This window comes from Arthrobacter sp. zg-Y844 (assembly GCF_024385465.1).
GTDB lineage: Bacteria > Actinomycetota > Actinomycetes > Actinomycetales > Micrococcaceae > Arthrobacter_B.
In genome coordinates, this window is the sequence record NZ_JANFLS010000002.1 from 1 (window position 1) to 22417 (window position 22417).

The 22417-nt window shown below is 66.3% G+C and carries 22 protein-coding genes, 2 tRNA genes and 1 rRNA gene; 20 read left to right on the forward strand and 5 right to left on the reverse strand.

From position 1 onward, the window contains the following. From rrf to thiL, 9 genes are all read left to right on the forward strand, one after another. A 5S ribosomal RNA gene (gene rrf / locus NNX35_RS06680) occupies nucleotides 1–96 on the forward strand; the annotation flags it as partial. A gap of 83 nt (nucleotides 97–179) precedes the next feature. Continuing rightward, nucleotides 180–929 carry a DUF1648 domain-containing protein gene (locus NNX35_RS06685; protein ID WP_255867329.1) on the forward strand — a complete coding sequence of 250 codons (750 nt, stop codon included), beginning with the start codon at nucleotides 180–182 and terminating at the stop codon, nucleotides 927–929. Between the two features lie 45 nt (nucleotides 930–974). After that, entirely contained in the window at nucleotides 975–1748 is a 774-nt protein-coding gene (locus NNX35_RS06690; RefSeq protein WP_227923562.1) for a fumarylacetoacetate hydrolase family protein, read from the forward strand. A gap of 41 nt (nucleotides 1749–1789) precedes the next feature. Next, nucleotides 1790–2350 (forward strand): hypothetical protein, encoded by a 561-nt coding sequence (locus NNX35_RS06695; protein ID WP_255867330.1) that lies wholly within the window; start codon nucleotides 1790–1792, stop codon nucleotides 2348–2350. A gap of 39 nt (nucleotides 2351–2389) precedes the next feature. After that, nucleotides 2390–3907, forward strand: coding sequence for a glutamate--tRNA ligase (gene gltX, locus NNX35_RS06700; RefSeq protein ID WP_255867331.1), 1518 nt, complete (start codon nucleotides 2390–2392; stop codon nucleotides 3905–3907). An 11-nt stretch (nucleotides 3908–3918) separates the two neighbouring features. After that, the gene (locus NNX35_RS06705) at nucleotides 3919–4644 is read left to right on the forward strand and encodes an HAD family hydrolase (RefSeq protein WP_255867332.1); all 726 of its coding nucleotides are present in this window, start codon (nucleotides 3919–3921) and stop codon (nucleotides 4642–4644) included. 112 nt (nucleotides 4645–4756) lie between these two features. Further along, a tRNA-Gln gene (locus tag NNX35_RS06710) sits at nucleotides 4757–4828 on the forward strand. Between the two features lie 124 nt (nucleotides 4829–4952). Then, nucleotides 4953–5025, forward strand: a tRNA-Glu gene (locus NNX35_RS06715). Between the two features lie 133 nt (nucleotides 5026–5158). Then, on the forward strand, nucleotides 5159–6169 hold the full coding sequence (gene thiL / locus NNX35_RS06720; RefSeq protein WP_255867333.1) for a thiamine-phosphate kinase: 1011 nt from the start codon (nucleotides 5159–5161) through the stop codon (nucleotides 6167–6169). A gap of 1 nt (nucleotide 6170) precedes the next feature. On the opposite strand, the gene NNX35_RS06725 is transcribed toward thiL, so the two are convergent. Beyond that, entirely contained in the window at nucleotides 6171–6599 is a 429-nt protein-coding gene (locus NNX35_RS06725) for a potassium channel family protein (RefSeq protein ID WP_255862832.1), read from the reverse strand. Nucleotides 6600–6651: 52 nt separating this feature from the next. After that, nucleotides 6652–7371 (reverse strand): IclR family transcriptional regulator, encoded by a 720-nt coding sequence (locus NNX35_RS06730; RefSeq protein WP_227923577.1) that lies wholly within the window; start codon nucleotides 7369–7371, stop codon nucleotides 6652–6654. 113 nt (nucleotides 7372–7484) lie between these two features. On the opposite strand from NNX35_RS06730, the gene leuC reads away from it, so the two are divergent. The 6 genes from leuC (at nucleotide 7485) to NNX35_RS06760 (ending at nucleotide 14160) form a co-directional block, all read left to right on the forward strand. Beyond that, nucleotides 7485–8936 (forward strand): 3-isopropylmalate dehydratase large subunit, encoded by a 1452-nt coding sequence (gene leuC, locus NNX35_RS06735; RefSeq protein WP_255867334.1) that lies wholly within the window; start codon nucleotides 7485–7487, stop codon nucleotides 8934–8936. Between the two features lie 10 nt (nucleotides 8937–8946). Further along, complete coding sequence (leuD, locus tag NNX35_RS06740; RefSeq protein ID WP_255867335.1) at nucleotides 8947–9546, forward strand: 3-isopropylmalate dehydratase small subunit; 600 nt, start codon at nucleotides 8947–8949, stop codon at nucleotides 9544–9546. Between the two features lie 275 nt (nucleotides 9547–9821). Further along, nucleotides 9822–11162 carry a UDP-N-acetylglucosamine 1-carboxyvinyltransferase gene (gene murA, locus NNX35_RS06745; protein ID WP_255862835.1) on the forward strand — a complete coding sequence of 447 codons (1341 nt, stop codon included), beginning with the start codon at nucleotides 9822–9824 and terminating at the stop codon, nucleotides 11160–11162. A 9-nt stretch (nucleotides 11163–11171) separates the two neighbouring features. Next, complete coding sequence (locus NNX35_RS06750; protein ID WP_255867336.1) at nucleotides 11172–11966, forward strand: 1-acyl-sn-glycerol-3-phosphate acyltransferase; 795 nt, start codon at nucleotides 11172–11174, stop codon at nucleotides 11964–11966. Continuing rightward, nucleotides 11963–13006: an NAD(P)H-dependent glycerol-3-phosphate dehydrogenase gene (locus tag NNX35_RS06755; RefSeq protein ID WP_255862836.1), complete on the forward strand. Its 1044-nt coding sequence runs from the start codon at nucleotides 11963–11965 to the stop codon at nucleotides 13004–13006. The genes NNX35_RS06750 and NNX35_RS06755 overlap by 4 nt, the downstream gene beginning before the upstream one ends. Next, the gene (locus NNX35_RS06760) at nucleotides 13003–14160 is read left to right on the forward strand and encodes a D-alanine--D-alanine ligase family protein (RefSeq protein WP_255862837.1); all 1158 of its coding nucleotides are present in this window, start codon (nucleotides 13003–13005) and stop codon (nucleotides 14158–14160) included. The genes NNX35_RS06755 and NNX35_RS06760 overlap by 4 nt, the downstream gene beginning before the upstream one ends. On the opposite strand, the gene NNX35_RS06765 is transcribed toward NNX35_RS06760, so the two are convergent. Then, the gene (locus NNX35_RS06765; protein ID WP_255766559.1) at nucleotides 14157–14636 is read right to left on the reverse strand and encodes a DUF3515 domain-containing protein; all 480 of its coding nucleotides are present in this window, start codon (nucleotides 14634–14636) and stop codon (nucleotides 14157–14159) included. The genes NNX35_RS06760 and NNX35_RS06765 overlap by 4 nt on opposite strands. Nucleotides 14637–14787: 151 nt before the next feature. On the opposite strand from NNX35_RS06765, the gene NNX35_RS06770 reads away from it, so the two are divergent. The 4 genes from NNX35_RS06770 to rsmD all read left to right on the forward strand — a co-directional run bounded on the left by NNX35_RS06770 (nucleotide 14788) and on the right by rsmD (nucleotide 19776). Beyond that, entirely contained in the window at nucleotides 14788–15741 is a 954-nt protein-coding gene (locus tag NNX35_RS06770; protein WP_255867337.1) for an LCP family protein, read from the forward strand. 203 nt (nucleotides 15742–15944) lie between these two features. Beyond that, nucleotides 15945–16904, forward strand: a complete 960-nt coding sequence (locus tag NNX35_RS06775) for a DAK2 domain-containing protein (RefSeq protein WP_255863297.1) — start codon at nucleotides 15945–15947, stop codon at nucleotides 16902–16904. Continuing rightward, nucleotides 16894–19119, forward strand: coding sequence for an ATP-dependent DNA helicase RecG (locus NNX35_RS06780; protein ID WP_255867338.1), 2226 nt, complete (start codon nucleotides 16894–16896; stop codon nucleotides 19117–19119). The genes NNX35_RS06775 and NNX35_RS06780 overlap by 11 nt, the downstream gene beginning before the upstream one ends. A gap of 48 nt (nucleotides 19120–19167) precedes the next feature. Beyond that, nucleotides 19168–19776 carry a 16S rRNA (guanine(966)-N(2))-methyltransferase RsmD gene (gene rsmD, locus NNX35_RS06785; protein ID WP_255766556.1) on the forward strand — a complete coding sequence of 203 codons (609 nt, stop codon included), beginning with the start codon at nucleotides 19168–19170 and terminating at the stop codon, nucleotides 19774–19776. Here rsmD and NNX35_RS06790 read toward each other — a convergent pair. Both NNX35_RS06790 and NNX35_RS06795 read right to left on the reverse strand, forming a co-directional pair. Next, nucleotides 19773–20579, reverse strand: coding sequence for a fused MFS/spermidine synthase (locus NNX35_RS06790; RefSeq protein ID WP_255867339.1), 807 nt, complete (start codon nucleotides 20577–20579; stop codon nucleotides 19773–19775). The genes rsmD and NNX35_RS06790 overlap by 4 nt on opposite strands. After that, complete coding sequence (locus NNX35_RS06795; protein ID WP_255867340.1) at nucleotides 20576–21829, reverse strand: aminotransferase class I/II-fold pyridoxal phosphate-dependent enzyme; 1254 nt, start codon at nucleotides 21827–21829, stop codon at nucleotides 20576–20578. The genes NNX35_RS06790 and NNX35_RS06795 overlap by 4 nt, the downstream gene beginning before the upstream one ends. Before the next feature lie 40 nt (nucleotides 21830–21869). On the opposite strand from NNX35_RS06795, the gene coaD reads away from it, so the two are divergent. Next, nucleotides 21870–22340, forward strand: coding sequence for a pantetheine-phosphate adenylyltransferase (coaD, locus tag NNX35_RS06800; protein WP_255766553.1), 471 nt, complete (start codon nucleotides 21870–21872; stop codon nucleotides 22338–22340). Nucleotides 22341–22417: the final 77 nt, after the last annotated feature.

Here is a 22417-nt window from a genome sequence, read left to right on the forward strand (position 1 = left end):
GAAACGCCCGGTCCCATTCCGAACCCGGAAGCTAAGACCCACAGCGCCGATGGTACTGCATCCGGGAGGATGTGGGAGAGTAGGTCACCGCCGGACAATATTTGAATACAGGTTGAGCCCGTACCAGTGCTGGTACGGGCTCTTCCTCTTTAACCCGCCAATCCGGATAGATTGAATACATGGATTCCAAGGTCGAGACAAAAATCACCAGCGGGCGCGGTATCTTCTGGCTGATCCATTTCGCGGCATTGCTTGTTTCGCTGTCTTGTTTTGCCTACGGAACCACGATTTACGATTCCCTGCCGGAGACAATTCCGACCCATTGGGGCGCCGGCGGCAGCCCGGACGAGTGGGAAGCCAAGTCTTTCGGCACCGTTTTCTTCCCCTTGATGATGGGCGGCGGCCTCAGCGTCCTCCTGGCCTTGATTGCCGCCGTCGTGCCTGCCATGGTCCCCCCGGAGAAGGATTCATCGGACTGGGAGCTGTACCGCCGGGAGGGGACGATCCGCGGCACAGTTGCGGCCTTGGGCTGGACTTCGTTCCTGATAGCGGTGCTGATCGGTACGCTCACTGTTGCCGGCTGGCGAACCCCGGACCATGTCCCCGCCGGGCCGGCCCTCGTGATGGTTGCGCTGATTCTTGGCTGCCTGGTCCTTTGCTATGCGGCTGGCGCGCGCTGGGCGAGGCGGACGGCTGAGCGGGACGGTGTCCGCCCGACAGCAGAGGAACAGGAAGAGGAGAAACGATGGGTGGGCGGTATCCTCTACAACGATCCGAATGACCCCCACGTCCTGGTACCCAAGCGCAGCGGGTCCGGCACTGGCTTGACGGTGAATGTCGGCAACCGCGCCGGACGCACCGCCGTCGTTGTGTTCCTGGTCGTTTTTGTTGTCCTTCCTGCCGGTTTCGGAGTCTTCCTGGCCCTGTGAGTACCGCCTGCCGGCTTGGTCCGTTTCTCCACTAGGCTTATACCCATGCGTATTGCTCGATTTGTACAGGACAGCGACCCCGCCTTCGGCGTGGTCGGCGGAGAAGAAGGCAGCGAAGAAATCGCCGTCATTAAGGGTGACCCGTTCTTTTCGGGCGTCCAGCTGACGGGGGAGCGGCACAAGCTGGAAGACGTGCGCCTGCTGGCCCCGATCATCCCGCGAAGCAAAGTGGTCGGCATCGGCCGTAACTACGCGGACCACGCCAGCGAAATGGGCAATGACGTGCCGCCGGCGCCGTTGATGTTCCTCAAGCCGAACACCTCGGTGATCGGCCCCAACGATCCCGTGGTGCTGCCCTCCTTCTCGGACGAGGTTTCCTACGAAGCCGAACTCGCCGTCGTCATCGGGCGCATCTGCAAGGATGTCCCGATTGAACGCGTGGATGAAGTCATCTTCGGCTACACCTGCGCCAACGACCTCACCGCCCGCGATGCCCAGCGCACCGACGACCAGTGGGCCCGCGCCAAGGGCTTTGACACCTCCTGCCCGCTGGGCCCGTGGATCGAAACCGAACTGGATCCCGAGAACACGGCGGTCCGCGGCTACCTCAACGGCGAACTGGTCCAGGACGGCAACACCAACTCGATGATCTGGGGGGTCAAGGAACTGGTTTCCTACGTCTCGCAGGCCTTCACACTGCTGCCGGGCGACGTCATCCTCACGGGCACCCCCGCCGGCGTCGGCATCATCAGCGACGGCGAACGCTTCGAGGTCGATATCGAAGGCATCGGCCGGCTGGTCAACACCGTCCGCAGCTGATGCCCCGCGGAGCGGACCGGGAGTCCGGCCGGAACACAGCCGTGCCTGCGCTGATCTGGTCCTTCATCCTCCTGGCCGCTCCGTTTCTCGGCTTTCCACCCGGTGCCGCCCTGCCGTGGGGTGCAGGTGCAGCGTTGCTGATGGGCGTTTTCCCGGCCGTCCTGGTCAGCTACCTGCAGCGGCACAACGACCTCCGCAGCCTGCCGCCGTCGTCCCTGCCGCCCACCGTGCTTGGCGCGGCGGCACTGGCGTTTATGTTCCAGCGGCTCATCCTCTGGCTGGACGGCCCGCTGCCGCTTTCTGCGGCGGCCTTCGCCCTGCTGGCCGCAGTCCTCGTGCTGCTGGTCGCCAACGCGTTCACGTCCTGGTCCTGGCTGGACCTCACCCTGGGGGCGGGCATTGTGATCCTCGGTTCGACGGCGGCCCTGCTGTTCCCGGGACTGCCGGGGACAGTGTCAGGTGTCGTCATCGCCGGCGGCCTGGCGCTTTTCCTCGCCGCCCGGCTGCAGCAGGGACGCCCGGCAGGCCATCTCCTCGCGGCCGCCGCCGGAGCGGCAGCCGGTGGGGGAGTCTTCCTCTGGCTGCTGTCCTACGCACAATAAGGCGGCTACCGGACAGAAGAGTCTAAACTGGGAAGTATCATGACTAACGCTCCCACTCCCTTAGCTGACCTGCCCACCGTTACCGATGACACGCCCGTACGCGTGCGCTTCTGCCCGTCTCCCACGGGCACCCCGCACGTCGGCCTCATCCGGACCGCCCTTTTCAACTGGGCCTATGCCAAGCACACCAAGGGCACCATGGTGTTCCGCATCGAAGATACCGACACTGCGCGTGACAGCGAGGAAAGCTACCTCCAGCTCCTCGACGCGCTGAAGTGGCTGGGCATCACGTGGGATGAAGGCGTGGAAGTGGGCGGCCCGCACGAACCGTACCGGCAGTCCCAGCGCGGCGAGATCTACCAGGACGTCATCGCGAAGCTGCGCGAGGCCGGCTACGTTTACGAGTCCTACTCCACCCCGGAGGAAATCGAAGCACGCCACCGCGCCGCCGGACGCGACATCAAGCTTGGCTATGACAACTATGACCGCGACCTGACCCCGGAGCAGATCGAAGCCTTCCGGGCTGAAGGCCGTTCACCCGTGCTGCGCGTGCGGATGCCGGATGAAGACATCACCTTCACGGACCTGGTCCGCGGCGAGATCACCTTCAAGGCCGGAACCGTTCCCGACTTCGTAGTGGTCCGGGCCAACGGCGCACCGCTGTACACGCTGGTCAACCCGGTGGACGACGCGCTCATGGGCATCACCCACATCCTCCGCGGCGAGGACCTGCTGTCCTCCACCCCCCGCCAGGTCGCGCTCTACCGCGCGCTGATCGACGTCGGCGTGGCCAAGTACATGCCCTTGTTCGGGCACCTCCCGTACGTCATGGGTGCCGGCAACAAGAAGCTCTCCAAGCGCGATCCGGAGTCCAGCCTCTTCCTGCACCGGGAACGCGGCTTCATCCCCGAAGGCCTGCTGAACTACCTGTCCCTGCTGGGCTGGTCCCTGTCCGCAGATGAAGACATTTTCACGGTCGACCAGCTGGTGGAGAACTTCGACATCCACAACGTGCTGGCCAACCCCGCCCGCTTCGACCTGAAGAAGGCCGAGGCCATCAACGGCACCCACGTACGCATGCTCGAAGCCGAAGACTTCCGCAACCGGCTGGTTCCCTACCTGCAGCAGGCCGGCTTGGTAGGGGAGACTCTCACACCGCGTGAAGAGGAAATCCTGACCGAAGCCGCCCCGCTGGTACAGGAACGCATCACCCTGCTGGGCGAGGCCCCGGACATGCTCGGCTTCCTCTTCAAGGCCGACGACGCCGTCGACGTTGCCGAAGACGCCCGCAAGGGCCTGCCGGCGAACCTGGGCGAGGTCCTCGACGCCGCCCTGGCGGCCCTCGAGTCCGTGTCCGACTGGACCGCGGAGAACATCCAGGCAGCGCTGCGCCAGGCACTGGTGGAAGACATGGGCATCAAGCCCCGCCTGGCCTTCGGGCCGGTGCGCACTGCCGTCTCGGGACGCCGGATCTCACCGCCCCTGTTCGAGTCCATGGTCATCCTTGGCCGGGAATCCTCGCTTGCACGGATCCGCGCGTTCCGCGCCGCAGCCTAGGGAACACCGAAATGGGCAGGTTCATCGATGCGGTGCTGTTCGACATCGACGAGACCCTCATCGATCTGCAGGCGGCCATGGGCACTACCCTGCAGGCGGTCAGCGCCGATGACCTGACCCACTTCACAGCGGCGGACTGGGAGGCCTACACCTCCCTGTTCGCCGCCGACCCCCAGGGGCACTATGACGCCTACCTGGCCGGACGGCTGGGCTTTGCCGACCAGCGGGTGCTGCGCCTGCAGCATGCCCGCGAACAGGCGGGGCTGGCACCCCTGGACAGTGACGCGGCACGGGCATGGAACCAGGCCTATGAACAAGCCCTGCCGCAGTACTTCCGCGCCTTTGACGACGTCGCTCCGCTGCTCGATGCCCTGGAAGCCCGCGGCATCGCGTACGGGGCAGTCAGCAACAACGTGCACGACTACCAGCGGGCCAAGCTGGACGCCGCCGGGCTGCAGCGCATCAAGGTCCTGGTCGGCATCGACACCGTCGGTGCCGCCAAACCGGAACCGGCCATCTTCCATGAAGGAGTACGCCTGCTCGGCAGCAGGCTGGAACGGACCGCCTACGTCGGGGACAACCTGCAGGTGGACGCCGTGGGAGCGGCAGGCGCCGGCCTGCTGGGCGTTTGGCTCGACCGCACGGGCAATCCTTCTCCGGTGCGCGACGACGGAGCAGCAGCGCCTTCGGAAGTGCACACCATCGGGTCCCTCGGGGAGCTGCTGGAGCTGGTCTGAAGCGGGCACCGGGCCCGTTTTGTACTTGGTCCGGAAGCCGTGTATAGTTATATCTCGTGCTGAGGGGCTGCGGCCGGGGATAACTCCTCGAGAAGCAGCCGGAAAAGTGCATTGGGATATGGTGTAATTGGCAACACATCGGTTTCTGGTACCGACATTCTAGGTTCGAGTCCTGGTATCCCAGCGGTAGTCAATTGGTGGTTTAGCCCCGATTGGTCTCCTCTGAAAGAGTATGAAATACTCTACAGGCCGGTTCTCCGAAACCGGCAAGGAAGTGCCCGGGTTGAAAGACTTGGAGCACTGTACACGGCCCCATCGTATAGCGGCCTAGTACGCTGCCCTCTCACGGCGGTAACGCGGGTTCGAATCCCGCTGGGGTCACAGATTACCGGCTCCGGACAATATGTCCGGGGCCGGTTTTGTTTTGCCCCGATAATATTGGCCCGCGGCGCAGGATTGCCGCCGTGCTAATTTCGAAAAGGCAGCCGCAAAACCATAACCAGAGGAACAGCCCGTGCCGTCCGAAGCCCTGACCGTGGACCAGCTCGATGAAAAGTCACTCCTGGCCCGGATCTTCCCTAGGCTCGGACCGGATACTGCGCTGCTGGGGCCGGGTGACGACGCCGCCGTCATCGCTGCCCCGGACGGGCGAACGGTGATCTCCATCGACACCCTCGTCCAGGACGCAGATTTCCGCCTGCTTTGGCCCTCCGGTTACCGTACCTCTGGGGCCGACGTCGGCTGGAAATGCGTGGCCCAGAATGTCTCCGATATCCGTGCCATGGGCGCGGTGCCCACCTCGCTGGTGGTCAGTCTCACCCTCCCGGGCAGTACGGAAGTCGCATGGGTGGAGGAACTCGCTGCAGGGCTTGCCGCCGGCATTGAATCCCTGGCATTCGAGCGGTGCTCCGTGGTGGGCGGCGACCTTGGCCGGGGCAGCCAGATTGTCGTCACGGCAGCTGTGACAGGTGATTTGGAGGGGCGGGACCCGGTTCTGCGTTCCGGGGCCCGGCCGGGAGACGTTCTGGCCCACATTGGATCGCTGGGACTCGCGGCCGGCGGGCTGGCCGTACTCGAGAGCAACGTTGACATGGCAGACCCCGGGAATTCCAAGGACCACTTGCTTGCCGTGCTGGCCATGGCGCAGTGCAGGCCGCGTCCGCCGCGGACCGGCGCCGGACCCGAGGCAGCAATTGCGGGCGCTACGGCCATGTTGGACGTCTCCGACGGCCTGGTGCGCGACGCCGGACGCATCGCCCGTGCCTCGGGCGTGGCCATTGACCTCGATGCCGGCTATCTCGCCTCCCGGGCGGAGGTGCTGGCACCGGCAGCTGCGCGCCTCGGTGCGGATCCGCTGGCCTGGGTGCTCGGCGGGGGAGAGGATCACGGGCTGCTGGCCACCTTCCCGCCGGACGCGGTCCTGCCGGAAGGGTTTGTCCGTATTGGAGAGGTAACGGACGGCGAGGGAGTTACCTTCGGCGGAGAGGTGCCGCCGGCCGTCGGCTGGGACCACTTCGCCGGCTAGCTCAGGGGTCCGGCATGATGCGCCGGTTGCGGATCCGTTCGGCCAGCTCCAGCAGCTGCTCCCGGGACAGGTCCGGCAGGTGCTCCAGCTCCTTGACGAAGTCATCCAGTGCGTTGGTGGCCCGGGCCTTGAGGAGTTCGGTGTAGAAACCGACGATGATGCCGGTCATGAGGGCCACCACGAGGATCCCGTACAGGGTCACGACCACCGTGATAATCCGGCCGGCCGGTCCGGTAGCCACATAATCGCCGAAGCCGACGGTTGTGAAGGAAACGAACAGGTACCAGAGGCCGTCGCCGAAATCGGAGAATTGCGGTTCGAGCCGCGGCAGCAGGAAGCCGGCGACCCCAAGGACAATCAGGAAGCCGAAGAAAATGTAGTCGGCGCCGGAGATCCGGACAATGTGCCACAGCACCCGCATCCGCTTCATGGGAACTCCCTTGGGTTTCGATCCCCAACGGTTCTAGGTTCCCAATATAGGGTTACTCGCCGCTGTTGCGCAGTGCCTCGGTAAGCTGGGCTCCGGCCTTGGCCACCACTTCGGCGTGAACGCGGCCCGGCTGGCGGGTGAGGCGTTCTATCGGCCCTGAAATGGACACGGCGGCAATCACCCGTCCGGACGGCCCGCGCACCGGAGCGGAAACGGAGGCAACGCCGGGTTCACGTTCGCCCAGGCTCTGGGCCCAGCCGCGGCGTCGGACACCGGCGAGGACGGTAGGGGTGAAGCGGGCATTCTGCAGGCCCTCGAGCAGACGGTCATGGTCCTCCCAGGCCAGCAGGCACTGGGCGGCGGAACCGGCTTTCATGGACAGCTGGGTGCCCACCGGGATGGTGTCCCGCAGGCCGATGGGCCGCTCGGCGGAGGCGACGCAGACCCGCCACTCGCCCTGCCGCCGGAAGACCTGGGAGCTTTCGCCCGTCGCGTCACGCAGCGACAGCAGCACCGGCCCGGCGGAGGCTATCAAACGGTCTTCACCGGCCGCGGAGGCCAGTTCCACCAGGCGTCCGCCCAGGACAAAGCGGCCCTGGATATCGCGGCCGACCAGGCGGTGGTGCACCAGTGCCAGCGCCAGCCGGTGCACAGTGGGACGGGCCAGTCCCGTCGCGGAAACCAGCTGCGCCAGCGTGGTGGGGCCGGCTTCCAGTGCATCAAGCACCATGGCCGCTTTGTCGATAACGCCTACCCCGCTGACTGTGTCCATAAGCTGATACTGCCGTCTCACTATCTGAGATGCAAATCGGAAAGCTGGACCGCCGGCTCTGCCTGCTGGTTCTCTTGAGGGACTAGGGATTGAACCAAATGAGGGGTACCGGTATGGGTGAGCATGTGGCAGGCAGGACGCTTGCGCAGAAAGTCTGGGACGAGCACGTGGTCCGCAAGGGGGAGGACGGTGCCCCCGACCTGCTCTACATCGATCTCCACCTCGTCCACGAGGTCACCTCCCCGCAGGCCTTCGAGGGCCTGCGGCTGTCAGGCCGCGGACTGCGCCGCCCGGACCTGACCATTGCCACCGAGGACCACAACACTCCCACCCTGGCCATCGACAAGCCCATTGCAGACCCGGTGAGCCGCACCCAGATCGAAACGCTGCGGGCCAACTGCGCCGAGTTCGGCGTGCGGCTGCATCCGCTGGGGGATGCCGAGCAGGGCATCGTCCATGTGGTGGGCCCTCAGCTTGGCCTGACCCAGCCCGGACTCACTGTGGTCTGCGGAGACTCCCACACCTCGACACACGGCGCGTTCGGCGCGCTGGCCATGGGTATCGGCACCTCCGAGGTCGAACACGTCATGGCCACCCAGACACTGTCCCTCAAGCCGTTTCGGACCATGGCGATCAACGTCGAGGGAACCCTGCGGCCCGGTGTGACGTCCAAGGACATCATCCTGGCGGTGATCGCCAAGATCGGCACCGGCGGCGGGCAGGGCTACGTGCTGGAATACCGCGGCTCCGCCATTCGCGCACTGTCGATGGAGGCGCGGATGACCATCTGCAACATGTCCATCGAGGCCGGCGCCCGTGCAGGGATGGTCGCCCCGGACGAAACGACCTTCGCCTACCTCAAGCACCGCCCGCACGCACCACAGGGCCGGGACTGGGACGCCGCCGTCGAGCACTGGAAATCCCTTGCCACGGACGCCGACGCCGAGTTCGACGCCGAGGTTTTCCTGGACGCCGACACCCTGGAACCGTTCGTCACCTGGGGAACCAACCCCGGGCAGGGAGTTTCGCTCTCCGAAGCAGTTCCCGCGCCCGAAGATTTCAGCGATGAAAACGCGCGCGCCGCCGCCGAACGTGCGCTGGCCTACATGGACCTGGCCGCCGGCACTCCCATGAAGGACATCCGCGTGGACACCGTCTTCCTGGGCTCCTGTACCAACAGCCGCATCGAGGACCTGCGGATAGCCGCGGATATTATCCGCGGCCGGCAGAAGGACCCGGCAGTCCGGATGATGGTGGTGCCCGGCTCCGCGCGGGTGCGGCTGGAGGCCGAAGCCGAAGGACTGGACCGGGTGTTCAAGGACTTCGGCGCCGAATGGCGGTTCGCCGGCTGTTCCATGTGCCTGGGCATGAATCCCGACCAGCTCGAGCCGGGGGAGCGCTGCGCCTCCACCTCCAACCGAAACTTCGAGGGCCGGCAGGGCAAGGGTGGACGGACCCACCTGGTCTCCCCGGTGGTGGCAGCAGCCACTGCCGTCCGGGGAACCCTCAGCTCACCCTCGGACCTTGACCCGCTGCCGGGCGCCGTCGTCGGCACCGCAGCCTAGGAGAACCGTCATGGACAAGATCACCACCCACACCGGAATCGGCGTCCCGCTGCGCCAAAGCGACGTGGACACCGACCAGATCATTCCGGCCGTCTACCTCAAGCGGATCACCCGCACCGGATTCGAGGATGCGCTCTTCGCCGGCTGGCGGAAGAACGAGGACTTCATCCTGAACCGGGAACCCTACCGCCAGGGCTCCGTGCTGGTGGCCGGGCCGGACTTCGGTACCGGATCCTCCCGTGAACATGCCGTCTGGGCCCTGAACGACTACGGCTTCCGCGCCGTGCTCTCCTCCCGCTTCGCTGACATTTTCCGCGGGAACGCCGGCAAACAGGGCCTGGTCGCGGCCCAGCTTGCGCAGGATGACATCGAGCTGATCTGGAAGGTCCTGGAAAACTCGCCGGGAACAACGGTCACCGTTGATCTGCAGGCCCGGACCGCGGTCTGCGGCAGCGTCACGGCTCCATTCGAGATTGACGAGTACACTCGCTGGCGCCTGCTGGAGGGATTGGACGACATTGCCCTGACCCTGCGCCATGAGTCGGACATCACATCGTTCGAGGCCGAGCGCCCCGCGTACAAGCCCACCACGCTCCCTGCCCTGCACTAGCACAGTCCAGGCAGGGGCAGGCCGGCACTGCAATGATCAGCAGGCTTCCGGTTTGCACTCCGGCGGTTTTTCTGCCTCTCCCAGCGCCCCGATATCATTGATAGGCCCCGCTTCGGCGGGGCCTATCCGCTTTCCACTGCGGGCATGACCGGAATCACACCGGTTCCGGCCTGCCGGAGGGCGGCGTTATTTCAGTAAGCAGAGCCTTGCTCATATGCTTGAGTGCAGTCTCTTATTGCTTCCGGGGCCAATCTATTTTAAGAAATCAGGTGTTCATGGGTAGCGTCCTCACCATCCGAGGCGGTGTTCCTCTCTCAGGGAAGGTACCGGTCCGCGGGGCGAAAAATCTGGTCCCCAAGGCGATGGTTGCGGCCCTGCTTGGCACCGGCCCGTCCACCCTGCGCAACGTTCCTGAAATCAAGGACGTCGAGGTAGTTACGTCGCTGCTGCAGCTGCACGGCGTCGAGGTCACCAAGGACCCTGTCACGGGTGATCTCACCATGGATCCGAAGAACGCCAAGACGGCGGCGTCCAAGGACATCGACGCCCACGCCGGCGATTCCCGCATCCCGATCCTGCTCTGCGGGCCCCTCATGCACAGCCTGGGCGAAGCCTTCATTCCTGACCTCGGCGGCTGCAAAATCGGCGACCGGCCCATCGACTACCACCTGCAGATGCTGCGCAACTTCGGTGCCGTAGTGGAAAAGCGCCCCGGCGGCATTTCCATTTCCGCGCCCAAGGGCCTCAGCGGCGCAAAGCTCGAACTGCCGTACCCGAGCGTCGGAGCCACCGAACAGGTGCTCCTGACGGCGGTCAAGGCCGTAGGCATCACCGAGCTTCGCGGCGCGGCCGTGGAACCGGAAATCATGGACCTGATCGCCATCCTGCAGAAGATGGGCGCCATCATCTCCGTGCAGACGGACCGAGTGATCCGCATCGAGGGCGTTTCCGAACTCACCGGGTACAACCACCGGGCGCTTCCGGACCGCAACGAGGCTGCTTCCTGGGCCTCCGCCGCACTCGTCACCAAGGGTGACATCTACGTTGAGGGCGCGGAGCAGAAGGACCTCACCGCCTTCCTGAATACCTACCGCAAGATCGGCGGCGCGTTCGACGTCGACGACGGCGGCATCCGGTTCTACCACCCGGGCGGCGCACTGAACCCGCTGGTGCTGGAAACGGATGTACACCCCGGCTTTATGACCGACTGGCAGCAGCCCCTGGTTGTCGCCCTGACGCAGGCCGAGGGTGTGTCCATCGTGCACGAAACCGTGTACGAGAACCGTTTCGGGTTCACGGATGCGCTGATCCGCATGGGTGCCAACATCCAGGTGCACCGTGAGTGCCTGGGCAGCGTTCCGTGCCGTTTCGGCCAGCGCAACTTCCTGCACTCGGCGGTTATTGCCGGATCCGTGCAGCTGCGCGGTGCAGAGATCGACATCCCGGACCTGCGCGGCGGCTTCAGCCACCTCATTGCGGCGCTGGCGGCCGAGGGAACCTCGCGGGTGACCGGCATCGAGCTGATCAACCGCGGGTACGAGCACTTCCAGGGCAAGCTCGAGGGCCTCGGCGCGGACTTTGACGTCGCTTCCGGCGTATCTGCCGGACTCCGGTAGCCTGACGGAATGACGGAATCGAATAAGTCACGGGTTGTTTTTGCTCTGCTCGCCGGATCTCTCCGGCCGGTATTCAATATCTTCCTGAAAAAGCAGTGGCAGGGGGCAGAGAACCTGCCGAAGGACCCGGGCTTCATTGTCTGCCCGAACCACGTGACTGAAATCGATCCGGTGGTCGTGGGGCACTTCCTGTACAACCAGGGACGCCCGCCGCACTTCCTCGCGAAGGCATCCCTCTTTAAGGTGCCCGTGCTGGGACCGGCGCTGTCCGCCACGAACCAGGTCCCGGTGGAGCGGATCACCACCGGGGCCGCCGGTTCGCTGGAGGCCGCCCGTGAAGCCCTGGCGGCAGGGCGCACGCTGGTCATCTACCCCGAAGGCACCCTCACCCGCGACCCCGACCTCTGGCCGATGAAAGGCCGGACCGGGGCTGCGCGGCTGGCCCTGCAGACCGGGGTGCCCGTCATCCCGATCGCCCACTGGGGTGCGCAGGAAGCCTTCCCGCGCTACGCGAAGTTCCCCAAGCTGTTCCCGCGCAAGCGGGTGCGGCTGGTGGTCGGCAAGCCCGTGGACCTGTCCGAATTCTCCGGACTGCCGATCAGCAAGGCAGTGCTGGACGCAGCCACGGAACGGATCATGTCCGACCTTACGGACATGGTCTCCAAGCTCCGCGGCACCCAGCCGCCCACCGAGCGGTGGAACCCCGTGGCCCGGGGCCAGCGGCAGGTGGGACGTTCCTTCGAAAACGGAGCCGGCGCATCCGCCACATCAACCAAACCAATCCAACCGGAGGCCGGACAGTGACCCCCCGCAGTGAACACCCCGCCGTCGTCGCCGTACTGGGCGCCGGCAGCTGGGGTACCGCCTTTGCCAAGATTGCCGCCGACTCGGGAGCCGGGCGCGGCACCGACGTCCGGCTCTGGGCCCGCCGCCCCGAGGTGGCCGCAGACATCAACGGCAGGCACCGCAACACCCAGTACCTCAAGGACACCGTCCTGCCCGCGAACCTGCGCGCCTTCACGGACCTCGGCGAGGTGCTCGCCGGAGCCGACATGGTGGTCCTCGCCGTCCCTGCACAGTCCCTGCGCGCACAGCTCCGGGACGTTGCCGGCCGGATTCCCGCCGACGCCGTCGTTGTGTCGCTGATGAAGGGCCTGGAGCGGGGCACCGACGCCCGGATGAGCCAGGTGATCGCCGAGGAACTGGGACTGCCCGCCGAGCGTATCGCCGTGGTTTCAGGTCCGAACCTTGCCATGGAAATTGCCCGGCAGGAGCCCACCGCGTCCGTAGTGGCCTGCACCGACCTGGATACCGCCGCTTGGATCGCCGAGGCCTGCACGGCGCCGTATTTCCGCCCCTACACCAACGAGGACGTGGTGGGCACCGAGATCGGCGGCATCGTCAAGAACGTTATTGCCCTGGCGGTGGGGATCTGCGACGGCAAGGGCATGGGGGACAACACCAAGGCCTCCGTGATGACCCGCGGACTTGCCGAAACCACCCGCCTGGCCCTGGCGCTGGGCGGCAATGCGGAAACCATGGCCGGCCTGGCCGGCATGGGCGACCTGATTGCCACCTGTTCCTCGCCGCTGTCGCGTAACCACACGGCAGGTACGCTGCTGGCCCAGGGCCTGAGCCTTGCCGAGGTCAACGCGTCCATGACCCAGACCGCCGAGGGCATCAAGTCCGCGCAGGCCGTGCTGGACCGCGCCACCCAGCTTGGCGTCTACATGCCCATCACCGAAAACGTTGTCGCCGTACTGCAGGGCGTAATTACTGTTGACGAACTGGGCCCGCGGTTGCTGGCCCGAGAACTGAAATCCGAAGGTGTGTCCGCCCCGTGACTGTTGAACCCCTGCCCGCCGGTACCGTAGCTGACCGTCCCGGAACTGAGCGCCCCCGGGTTGCCGTCCTGTTCGGCGGACGCTCCAGCGAACACGCCGTCAGCTGCGTGACCGCGGCCGGCGTGCTGCAGGCCATTGATACGTCCAAGTACGACGTCGTTCCCATCGGCATCGCGAAGAACGGCCAGTGGAGCCTGGTGTCGGCTGACCCGGCCGAGTGGTCCCTGCGCGCCGCGACCCTGCCCGAGGTTCCGGCGTCGGAGGAATCCGTGGTGCTCTCCTCGCAGAACGGCAGCCGGGAACTGGTGGCACACGCCGCCGGCAGCCTGCCCCGCAGCCTCGGCACCATCGACGTGGTGATGCCGCTGCTGCACGGCCCCTTCGGCGAGGACGGAACCCTCCAGGGCATGCTGGAAATGGCTGACATGAGGTATGTGGGAGCAGGTGTCCTGGCGTCTGCCGTCGGCATGGACAAGCACTACATGAAGGTGGTCTTCGAATCCGCAGGCCTGATGGTAGGCCCCTATGAGGTCATCACCGACCGGCAGTGGCTGCGCGACCCGCAGTCCTGCCTCGACCGTGCCGGTGCCCTGGAATTCCCGCTGTTCGTCAAGCCGGCCCGCGCCGGTTCCTCCATGGGCATCACCCGCGTCACGGACGCAGCGGAACTGCCGGAAGCCATCGAAGCGGCACGCCTCCACGACCCGAAGGTGGTCGTGGAAGCCGGGATCGTCGGCCGGGAAATCGAAGTGGCCGTCCTGCAGGGACGCGGCACCGAGGATCCGCGCACCAGCCAGCCCGGCGAGGTTGCCGTGCGCGACGGCGGCCACGAGTGGTACGACTTCGAAGCCAAGTACGTGGACGGGGCGGCGGCAGACCTGAGCTGCCCGGCCGACCTTCCGGCGGATATCACCGCCCGGGTCCGCAGGCTTGCCGGGACCGCCTTCGACGCAGTGGGCGGTGAAGGCCTGTCCCGGGTGGACTTCTTCTACACGCCGGACGGCGAACTGATCATCAACGAGATCAACACCATGCCCGGCTTCACACCCATCAGCATGTATCCGCAGATGTGGGCCAAGTCCGGGTTGCCGTACACCGAGCTGATCGATGAACTGATTTCCCTGGCGCTGGCCCGGAAGACGGGGCTGCGCTAGCCCTGCCCGGCTTCCAGGTCCAGCGTGTCCGCGGGGCTCAGGCACTGGCTGGTGGGCTCGATTTTGGACACTGCGTTCTGCAGCTGGACCAGGAGGGTAGACGAGGCGACCTCGTTCGGATTGAAGATCACTTCCACCGCCGGTTCCCGGCCGTAGGTGGTGGCGGTCCAGGTGTCTTCGCCCTCACGCAGGATCCAGTCGACGCCGTTCACTGAGGCGCACGGATCGGTGGTCGGGCCCGGCACGGGGACACCGCACTTCAGGATCGCCCGGGACGGGTTGCCCCACGCGGCCGTCGACTGGCTGTCGGTGTCCCGCAGGGCGTAACCGGCCATCTCGTCCGGCAAAGCCACCATGACGGCGGCGCAGTCCGGATTGGCAGCGTCCGGGGCCGATTCGATGCTGGCTACCGGACTGCAGCCGGTGGCCGCCACTGCAGCGAGAATGAGGACTGCTGGTAACGCATAGAACTTCATGATTCCAGCGTATCCGCCGCGGTGCCCCGGACCGGAATCGGAATGTATAGACTCATACCGCCCCCGACCTGAGGAAAAACACTTGAGCGAGTACCCCTTTTCCCCTGAAACTGACGTTCCCGCAGACACCACGCGCAGGAAGTCACACCGTGTGCGAAATGTGCTGCTGGTTTTTGTTGCCCTCGTGTTGGTTGCCGCGCTGGCGGCCGGTGGCTACCTGTGGCATCTGGCGCGGACCTTCGACAGTTCCACGGACACCATTGCCAATGCGCTTCCAGAGACACGTCCGGAGAAGGGCGCTGCCGCAGGAGACTCACAGAACATCCTGCTGATGGGAAGCGATACCCGCGATCCCGCTTCCGGCGACGCACGGTCGGACACGATGATGCTGGTCCATATCCCCGGGGATCGAAGCGGCGTTTACGTTATGTCGATCATGCGGGACACCTGGGTGGAGATCCCCGGGCACGGGGAACACAAGATCAACGCTGCCATGGCTCTCGGCGGAGTGTCCCTGACGGTTGACACCGTTCAGACCCTGTTCGACGTCCCCATCGACCACGTGGCGATTATCGATTTTGAAGGTTTCCAGGGTCTGACGGACGCCCTGGGCGGGGTTACCCTCAACAACGACATCGCCTTCCAGTCCGAGGGCGGCCACGGCGAGTACTTTGCCGCCGGGCCGATCACCGTTGAGGGTGAGTCCGCGCTCAAGTACGTCCGCGAGCGGTACGCCTTTGCCGACGGGGACTACCAGCGGGTCAAGAACCAGCAGGCTTTCCTGAGCGGTGTGATCTCCGGTGTCCTCAACACGGAAACCCTGACCGACCCGGTAAAGGTCAGCAACATCGTGGGCGAAATTTCACCGTACCTGAGCGTTGATGAAGACCTGGACGCAGCGGCGGCAGGGGCGTTGGCGGTCAGCCTCCGCAACGTCCGGTCCGGGGATGTCCATATGTTCACCCTGCCGAACGCCGGGGTAGGCACGTCCTCCGACGGACAGTCGATTGTGGTGCCGGACGAGGCAGCCATCGCCGAAATCGGTGCTGCACTGGACGCTGACGACCTCGCCGGCTACCTCCGGTCCGCCGTTCCGCAGAGTTGACCGGCCCAACCGGCGGCAAATCGTTATCGGCCACTGTCAGTGCCCTGCGGTAGGCTTCCTAATGACATAGACGGTTAGCGGCAATGACGACGAAGACCGGATGGGACGGGCCCCGATGAGCGGCACCAGCAGGACCAGAGACAGCTCTACAAGCAGGAAACGGGATTACCTTGCAGACTAAAATCACCGCCAACGCGCAAGCGCTGAAGCGATGGTTGAGCAACGCAGAGGTCTCCTTGGGTAACCACAGCGACCGCCTCAATGCCATCAATATCTTTCCCGTGGCCGACGGCGATACCGGCACCAACCTCTACCTGACGCTCCGCTCCGCCTCGAGGGCTATTGCGGAAGAGGACACCGCCGACATCGGCGAGCTGCTGGGAATAGCCGGCCGTGCAGCGATGGAAGAAGCCCGCGGCAACTCCGGAACCCTGTTTTCAGTCTTCCTCACCTCCATGGCGGAACCCCTGGCCGGCGCAACCCGGCTCTCCGCGCCGTTGCTCGCATCCGCCCTGCAGCGCGCGCAGCTGCGCTCCTGGTCGGTGCTTAGCGACCCGGTGCCCGGCACCATGCTCTCCGTCCTCGAGGCGGCAGCCCACGCCGCCTCCGACAGCGAAGCAGCAGTCACCGGAGATGACAGCAACGTGGGACTCGCGGTCACGCTGCGCGCCGTGATGGACGCCGCCCTGACCGCCGTCATCCACACCGAAAGCCAGCTGGATGCGCTTGCCGCTGCCCATGTGGTGGACGCCGGCGGCGTCGGTTTCCTGCTGGTACTGGACGCCCTGCGAGCCGCAGCCCTGGGCGAGGAACTGCAGGAAGAACTGCTGGACGGACTGCACGGCTACGACGTCCAGGACCCGCACATCCACGCCCACATGCCCCGCATGGAAGGCGTGGAGGTCATGTGCACCATCACCCTCAGCCCGTTGGATGCAGCCACGCTGCGGCTCCAGCTGGACGAGCTGGGGGACTCCGTCATCATGAGCGCCGTCAGCCCGGTGGGAGACGGCTACCGCTGGCGGATCCACGTCCACACGCCCGACGCCGGTGCCGCCATCGACCTGCTGCGCACCCTGGGCGATCCCGAGAACCTGACCATCACCGAGCTGTCCGCAGACGGACACGAAACCAAAGAAGTCCCCGAGGCACATGGACTCTAGGCTCCCCGGAGAACTCGACTTTCCGCTGGACCGCCGCATCGGCAAGACCACGGCCAACGCCATGGAGAAGCAGCTCGGCCTGAAGACCGTCGGCGATCTGCTCCACCATTTCCCGCGCCGGTACCTCGAGCGGGGCGAACTCACACCCATCGCCGAAATACCGTTCGACGAAGACGTCACCCTGATAGCCCGGGTGCAAAGCAACAACCGCCGGCAGATGCGGGCCCGCAAGGGATCGATCGTTGAAGTGGTGGTCACCGACGACACCGACGGCAGCCTCGGCCAGCTGCACCTGACGTTCTTCAACGGGTTCAACGCCCACAAGGAGCTCACCGTCGGCACCCGGGCCATGTTCTCCGGCAAGGTCGGTGCCTACCGCGGCCAGCTGCAGCTGACCAATCCCAGTTACGCGCTGCTGGATGATGACGCCGTGGATGAAGAGGAGGCCAAACGGCCTATCCCCGTCTACCCGGCCTCCGCCAAACTAGCCAGTCCCACCATTGAAAAGTCCGTGTCGATGCTGCTGGACGTGCTTCAGGCAGCCCGGCTGCGTGATCCGATCCCGGAGCCGATCCGCCGTCGGGAACACTTACCCGACATCACGGAGGCCTACCAGCGGATCCACCGGCCGGCCACCATGGAGGAGGCCTACGCCGCCAGGCACCGGTTCCGGTACCAGGAAGCCCTGGTCCTGCAGACCGCACTGGCCCGGCGTCGTGCCCTGACCGCCGAAGAGGAAGCCACCGCGCGTCCGGCAGTGCCCGGCGGCCTCCTGGACCGCTTTGACGCGTCCCTTCCCTTCACCCTGACTCGCGGCCAGGCCGAAATCGGGCGCGACCTTTCCGCCGAACTGGGCGGGGACCATCCCATGAACCGCCTCCTGCAGGGCGAAGTGGGCTCGGGCAAGACCCTGGTGGCCCTGCGCGCCATGCTGCAGGTGATCGACGCCGGGGGACAGGCCGCGCTGCTGGCACCCACCGAAGTTCTGGCATCGCAGCACTACGAATCCATCAGCGCCATGCTGGGACCGCTGGGCCGCGGCGGCCAGCTCGACGGCGATCCGGACGGCACCCGCGTGGCGCTGCTCACCGGGTCGATGAGCACCGCCGGGCGGCGGGCGGCCATGCTGGATGCTGCCGGCGGCGCCGCCGGAATCATCATCGGCACGCACGCACTGCTGTCCGAGAACGTCTCCTTTGCCGACCTCGGCCTGGTGGTGGTGGATGAACAGCACCGGTTCGGCGTCGAGCAGCGCGATGTCCTGCGCACCAAGGGGCACAGCACCCCGCACCTGCTGGTCATGACGGCCACCCCGATTCCCCGTACCGTGGCGATGACTGTCTTCGGTGACCTCGAGGTCTCCACCCTCACCGAGCTGCCGGCCGGGCGGGCCCCCATCTCCACCTACGTCTCGCCGCTGGCCGAAAAGCCGCAGTGGGAGCAGCGGATCTGGGCCCGCGCCCGGGAAGAGATCGACGCCGGCCGTCAGGTGTACGTGGTCTGCCCCAAAATCGGAGCGAAAGAAGAGGAACCCGGTACGGAGCTGGACCTGTTCGACGAGAAGGAAGCAGCTGCCGGACGGGAGCGTGCCCAGCGGCAGGAGCTGACCTCCGTCACCGAGTTAACCGAATACCTCACCACCGTGCCGGCGCTCGCAGGGAAGGTCATTGCGCCGCTGCACGGACGGCTGGACCCGAACGACAAGCACGAGACCATGGCTGCCTTCAACCGCGGCGACATTGACGTGCTGGTCTCCACCACCGTCATCGAAGTGGGGGTGGACGTGCCCAATGCCTCGCTGATGGTGATCATGGACGCGGACCGGTTCGGCATCTCCCAGCTGCACCAGCTGCGCGGCCGGGTGGGCCGCGGCGGGCTGCCCGGCACCTGCCTGCTCGTGACGCAGCTGGAACCGGGACATCCGAGCCGTGAGCGGCTGGAGGCCGTGGCGGCCACCACCGACGGTTTCGAACTGTCCCGCAAGGACCTGGAACTGCGCCGCGAAGGCGACATCCTCGGCGCCAGCCAGTCCGGCGGCCGCTCCACCCTGAAACTGCTGCGCGCCGTCCAGGACGAAAAGCTCATTGAAAAGGCACGTGCCGACGCCGTGGCCCTGGTGGCCGAGGATCCGGACCTGCGCGACTACCCGGCCCTGGATGAAGCCATCGAGGCCTACCTGAACCCCGAAGCCGAGGCGTTCCTGGAGCGCGGCTAACGCCCGCCATCCGTCCTCTCGGCTTCCGGCAGCGGATAAAGTGAAGGCATGAGCCGCATTATTGCCGGGGCTGCCGGCGGATCCTCCTTGTACAGCGTTCCGGGTGACGGAACGCGTCCCACCACGGACCGGGTGAAGGAAGCCCTCTTTTCCCGCCTCGAGTCCTACGGCATCCTGCAGGAAGCCCGCGTGCTGGATCTGTTCGCCGGGTCCGGTGCCCTGGGGGTGGAGAGCGCAAGCCGCGGCGCGGCCGCCGTCGACCTGGTGGAACTGGCCGACAAGCCCGCGGCCACCTGCCGGCAGAACGCGGAACTGGTCAACAAGATCCTGGGCCGGACCTGCGTCAACGTGCACCGGGCCAAGGCCGAAACCTTCCTGCTGCGGGTCCCGGCGGACGTGCGCTGGGACGTGGTGTTCATCGATCCGCCTTACGCGTTCACCGAAGCGGAGCTGGCTACGGTCCTTACCCCGCTGGCCGGGCACCTCGCAGTCGGAGCGGTTGTGGTGCTCGAGCGCTCCACGCGTTCCCCCGAGCCGGTCTGGCCCGAGGGCCTGGAGCGTTTCAGCGAGCGTAAATACGGTGAAACCACTCTGTGGTTCGCCGAACCCGCCGACGATGACGCAGAGTCCGATGACGCCGAGGCCGCGCAGGCCTAACCCGCGAAGCGGTCCAGGTTCTCGCCCGTCAGCACCGCTGCCGGGTGCGGACCGGCCGCCAGGAGCTGCTGCGTCCACTCGGCGGGCCAGGGGAACCGGGTTGCCGCGAGCACGATATTGCCGGGGTAGCGCCCCGTGAACATGTCCCGCTGCGCCAGCGCCGCCACGCCGCAATCCGTACGCTCAGAGTCCGTTTCCGTGCCGTCCGTGCCCAGTGCGGCCTGCATCTCGCGGACCTGCCGGCGGGCGAAGGCCAGCGGCGGATCGTCCCCGACGTTGACCAGCAGCACCCCGGCGGGGGAGAGCAACGCAAGCAGCTCGGCGTAGAAGTCCGACGTCGCCAGGTGCGCGGGTGCATCGGGTCCGGCGAAGATGTCCAGGACAATGGCATCGAAATGCCGGCCGGCAAAGCGGTCCAGTGATTCCCGTGCGTCCCCGATGACGGTCTCCAGCCGGGTGCCCTCCGGCAGCGGAAGGTGCGCCAGCACGAAGTCCAGCAGTTCGCGTTCCAGCTCCACCGCCGCCTGCTCGGACCCGGGGCGGGTGGCCTGGAGGTAACGGGTGAGGGTCAGCGCTCCGGCACCCAGATGCAGTGCACGCAGCGGCTCCTCGTCCGGTGCGGCCAGGTCCAGGACGTTGCCTATCCGGCGCAGGTACTCGTAGAAGATTTCCTGCGGGCGGGCCAGGTCCACGTGGGACTGCTCCGCGCCGCCGATGCTCAGGATGAAGGCACCGGGGGTGAAGCCGTCTTCGGTGATGGTGGCGTGGGCGCCGATGCCCCGCAGCAGCCGGGACGCGTTCACAGCAGCCCACCCAGCCGGGCGAGGCGCTCGGAGGCCTGGTCCAGGACGTCCGTTTTCTTGCAGAACGCGAACCTCAGCAGGGACCGGGTGCGCTGCGCTCCTTCCGCATGGCAGAACACGGCCACCGGAATGGCCGCCACACCGATCATTTCCGGCAGCCGCCGGGCCAGTTCCGTGGCGTCGGTAATCCCCAGGGGCGACGTGTCGGCGGTAACGAAGTACGTTCCGGCGGACGGCAGGACTTCCATCCCGGCCGCCCGCAGCCCGGAACCGAGCAGGTCCCGCTTCGCCTGCAGCGCCGCGGCGGCTCCGGTGAAGTAGGAATCCTCCAGTCCCAGGCCGACGGCGACCGCGGACTGGAAGGGGGTGCCGGAGGTGTAGCTCAGGAAGGTTTTGACGGTGCGGACTGCTGCCACCAGCGGCGCCGGGCCCGTAAGCCAGCCGATTTTCCAGCCGGTCACGGAAAACGTTTTGCCCGCCGAGGAAATGGTCAGGGTCCGTTCCGCGGCACCGGGCAGCGTGGCTACGGGAATGTGCACCGGCCCGAAGGTCAGGTGTTCGTACACCTCGTCGGTGACGATCACGGCGTCGTGCTTCGCTGCCAGGTCCACGATCCGCTGCAGGACCTCGCGGGGAAGGACAGCGCCCGTGGGGTTGTGCGGGTTATTGACCAGCACCACCCGGGTGCGGTCGGTGAACGCCGCTTCGAGGGCGCCGTCGGCGGGGAGGAAATGCGGTGCCTCGAGGGCGACGGTGGTGTGCGTGGCGCCGCTGAGCCCAATGACCGCGCCGTAGGAATCGTAGAACGGTTCGAAGGTCAGCACCTCGTCGCCGGGACCCGTCAGGGCCAGCAGGGACGACGCAATGGCTTCCGTGGCGCCGGTGCTGACGATCACCTCGGTGTCCGGGTCCACGTGCAGCCCGTAGAACCGCTCCTGGTGCGCTGCGACGGCGGTGCGCAGGACGGGCAGGCCCTGCCCCGGGGCGTACTGGTTGGCGCCGGAGGCAATGGCCTCCCGTGCGGCGTCGAGCATTACGGCCGGGCCGTCCTCATCGGGAAAGCCCTGGCCGAGGTTGATGGCTCCGTGCTGTCCGGCAAGGGCGGTGATCTCCTCGAAAATGGTCACCCCGAGGTTGCCGTCGGCCGCGAGCAGGTTGGCCCCCGCGGCGGTCCGCTGCCAGGGCTGGGCGGCGGCCGGGCCGGTGCCGGACCGGGCGCGGAGCAGGGACGCGGCTGTGCTGATACTCATTCCTCAAGTATTACCCGCCCGCACCCGGTAGATTCGACCTATGCGACGCGCTGTATGCCCCGGTTCCTTTGATCCCATCCACAACGGCCACGTGGAGGTGATTGCCCGTGCGGCGACCCTCTTCGACGAAGTCATCGTGGCGGTGTCCACCAACTATGCGAAGAAGTACCGCTTCAGTGCCGAGGAACGCCTGGAACTCGCAGCGGAAACCTTTGAGGCTCTGAGCGGAGTCTCCGTGGTCCCCATGGGGGACGGGCTCCTGGCCGACTTCTGCCGGGAACACGGAGCCTCCGCGATCGTGAAGGGGCTGCGGTCCGTCCAGGACTACCAGTACGAACTGCCCATGGCCGTCATGAACAGGCAGCTCACCGGCGTCGAAACCGTCTTCCTGGCCGCGGAAAGCAGCTACACCCACCTGTCCTCGTCCCTGATCAAGGAAGTGGCGGCCCTGGGCGGCGACGTCGCCGGCTATGTTCCCCCAACGGTGTTCAAGCGCCTGACGGCAAGCTAGTCGGGGTCGGATCCGTCCCCGGACGCACCGGAGGGGAAGTACCGGGGACGCCGATTAGCCGGATGCTGCGCGGCGGG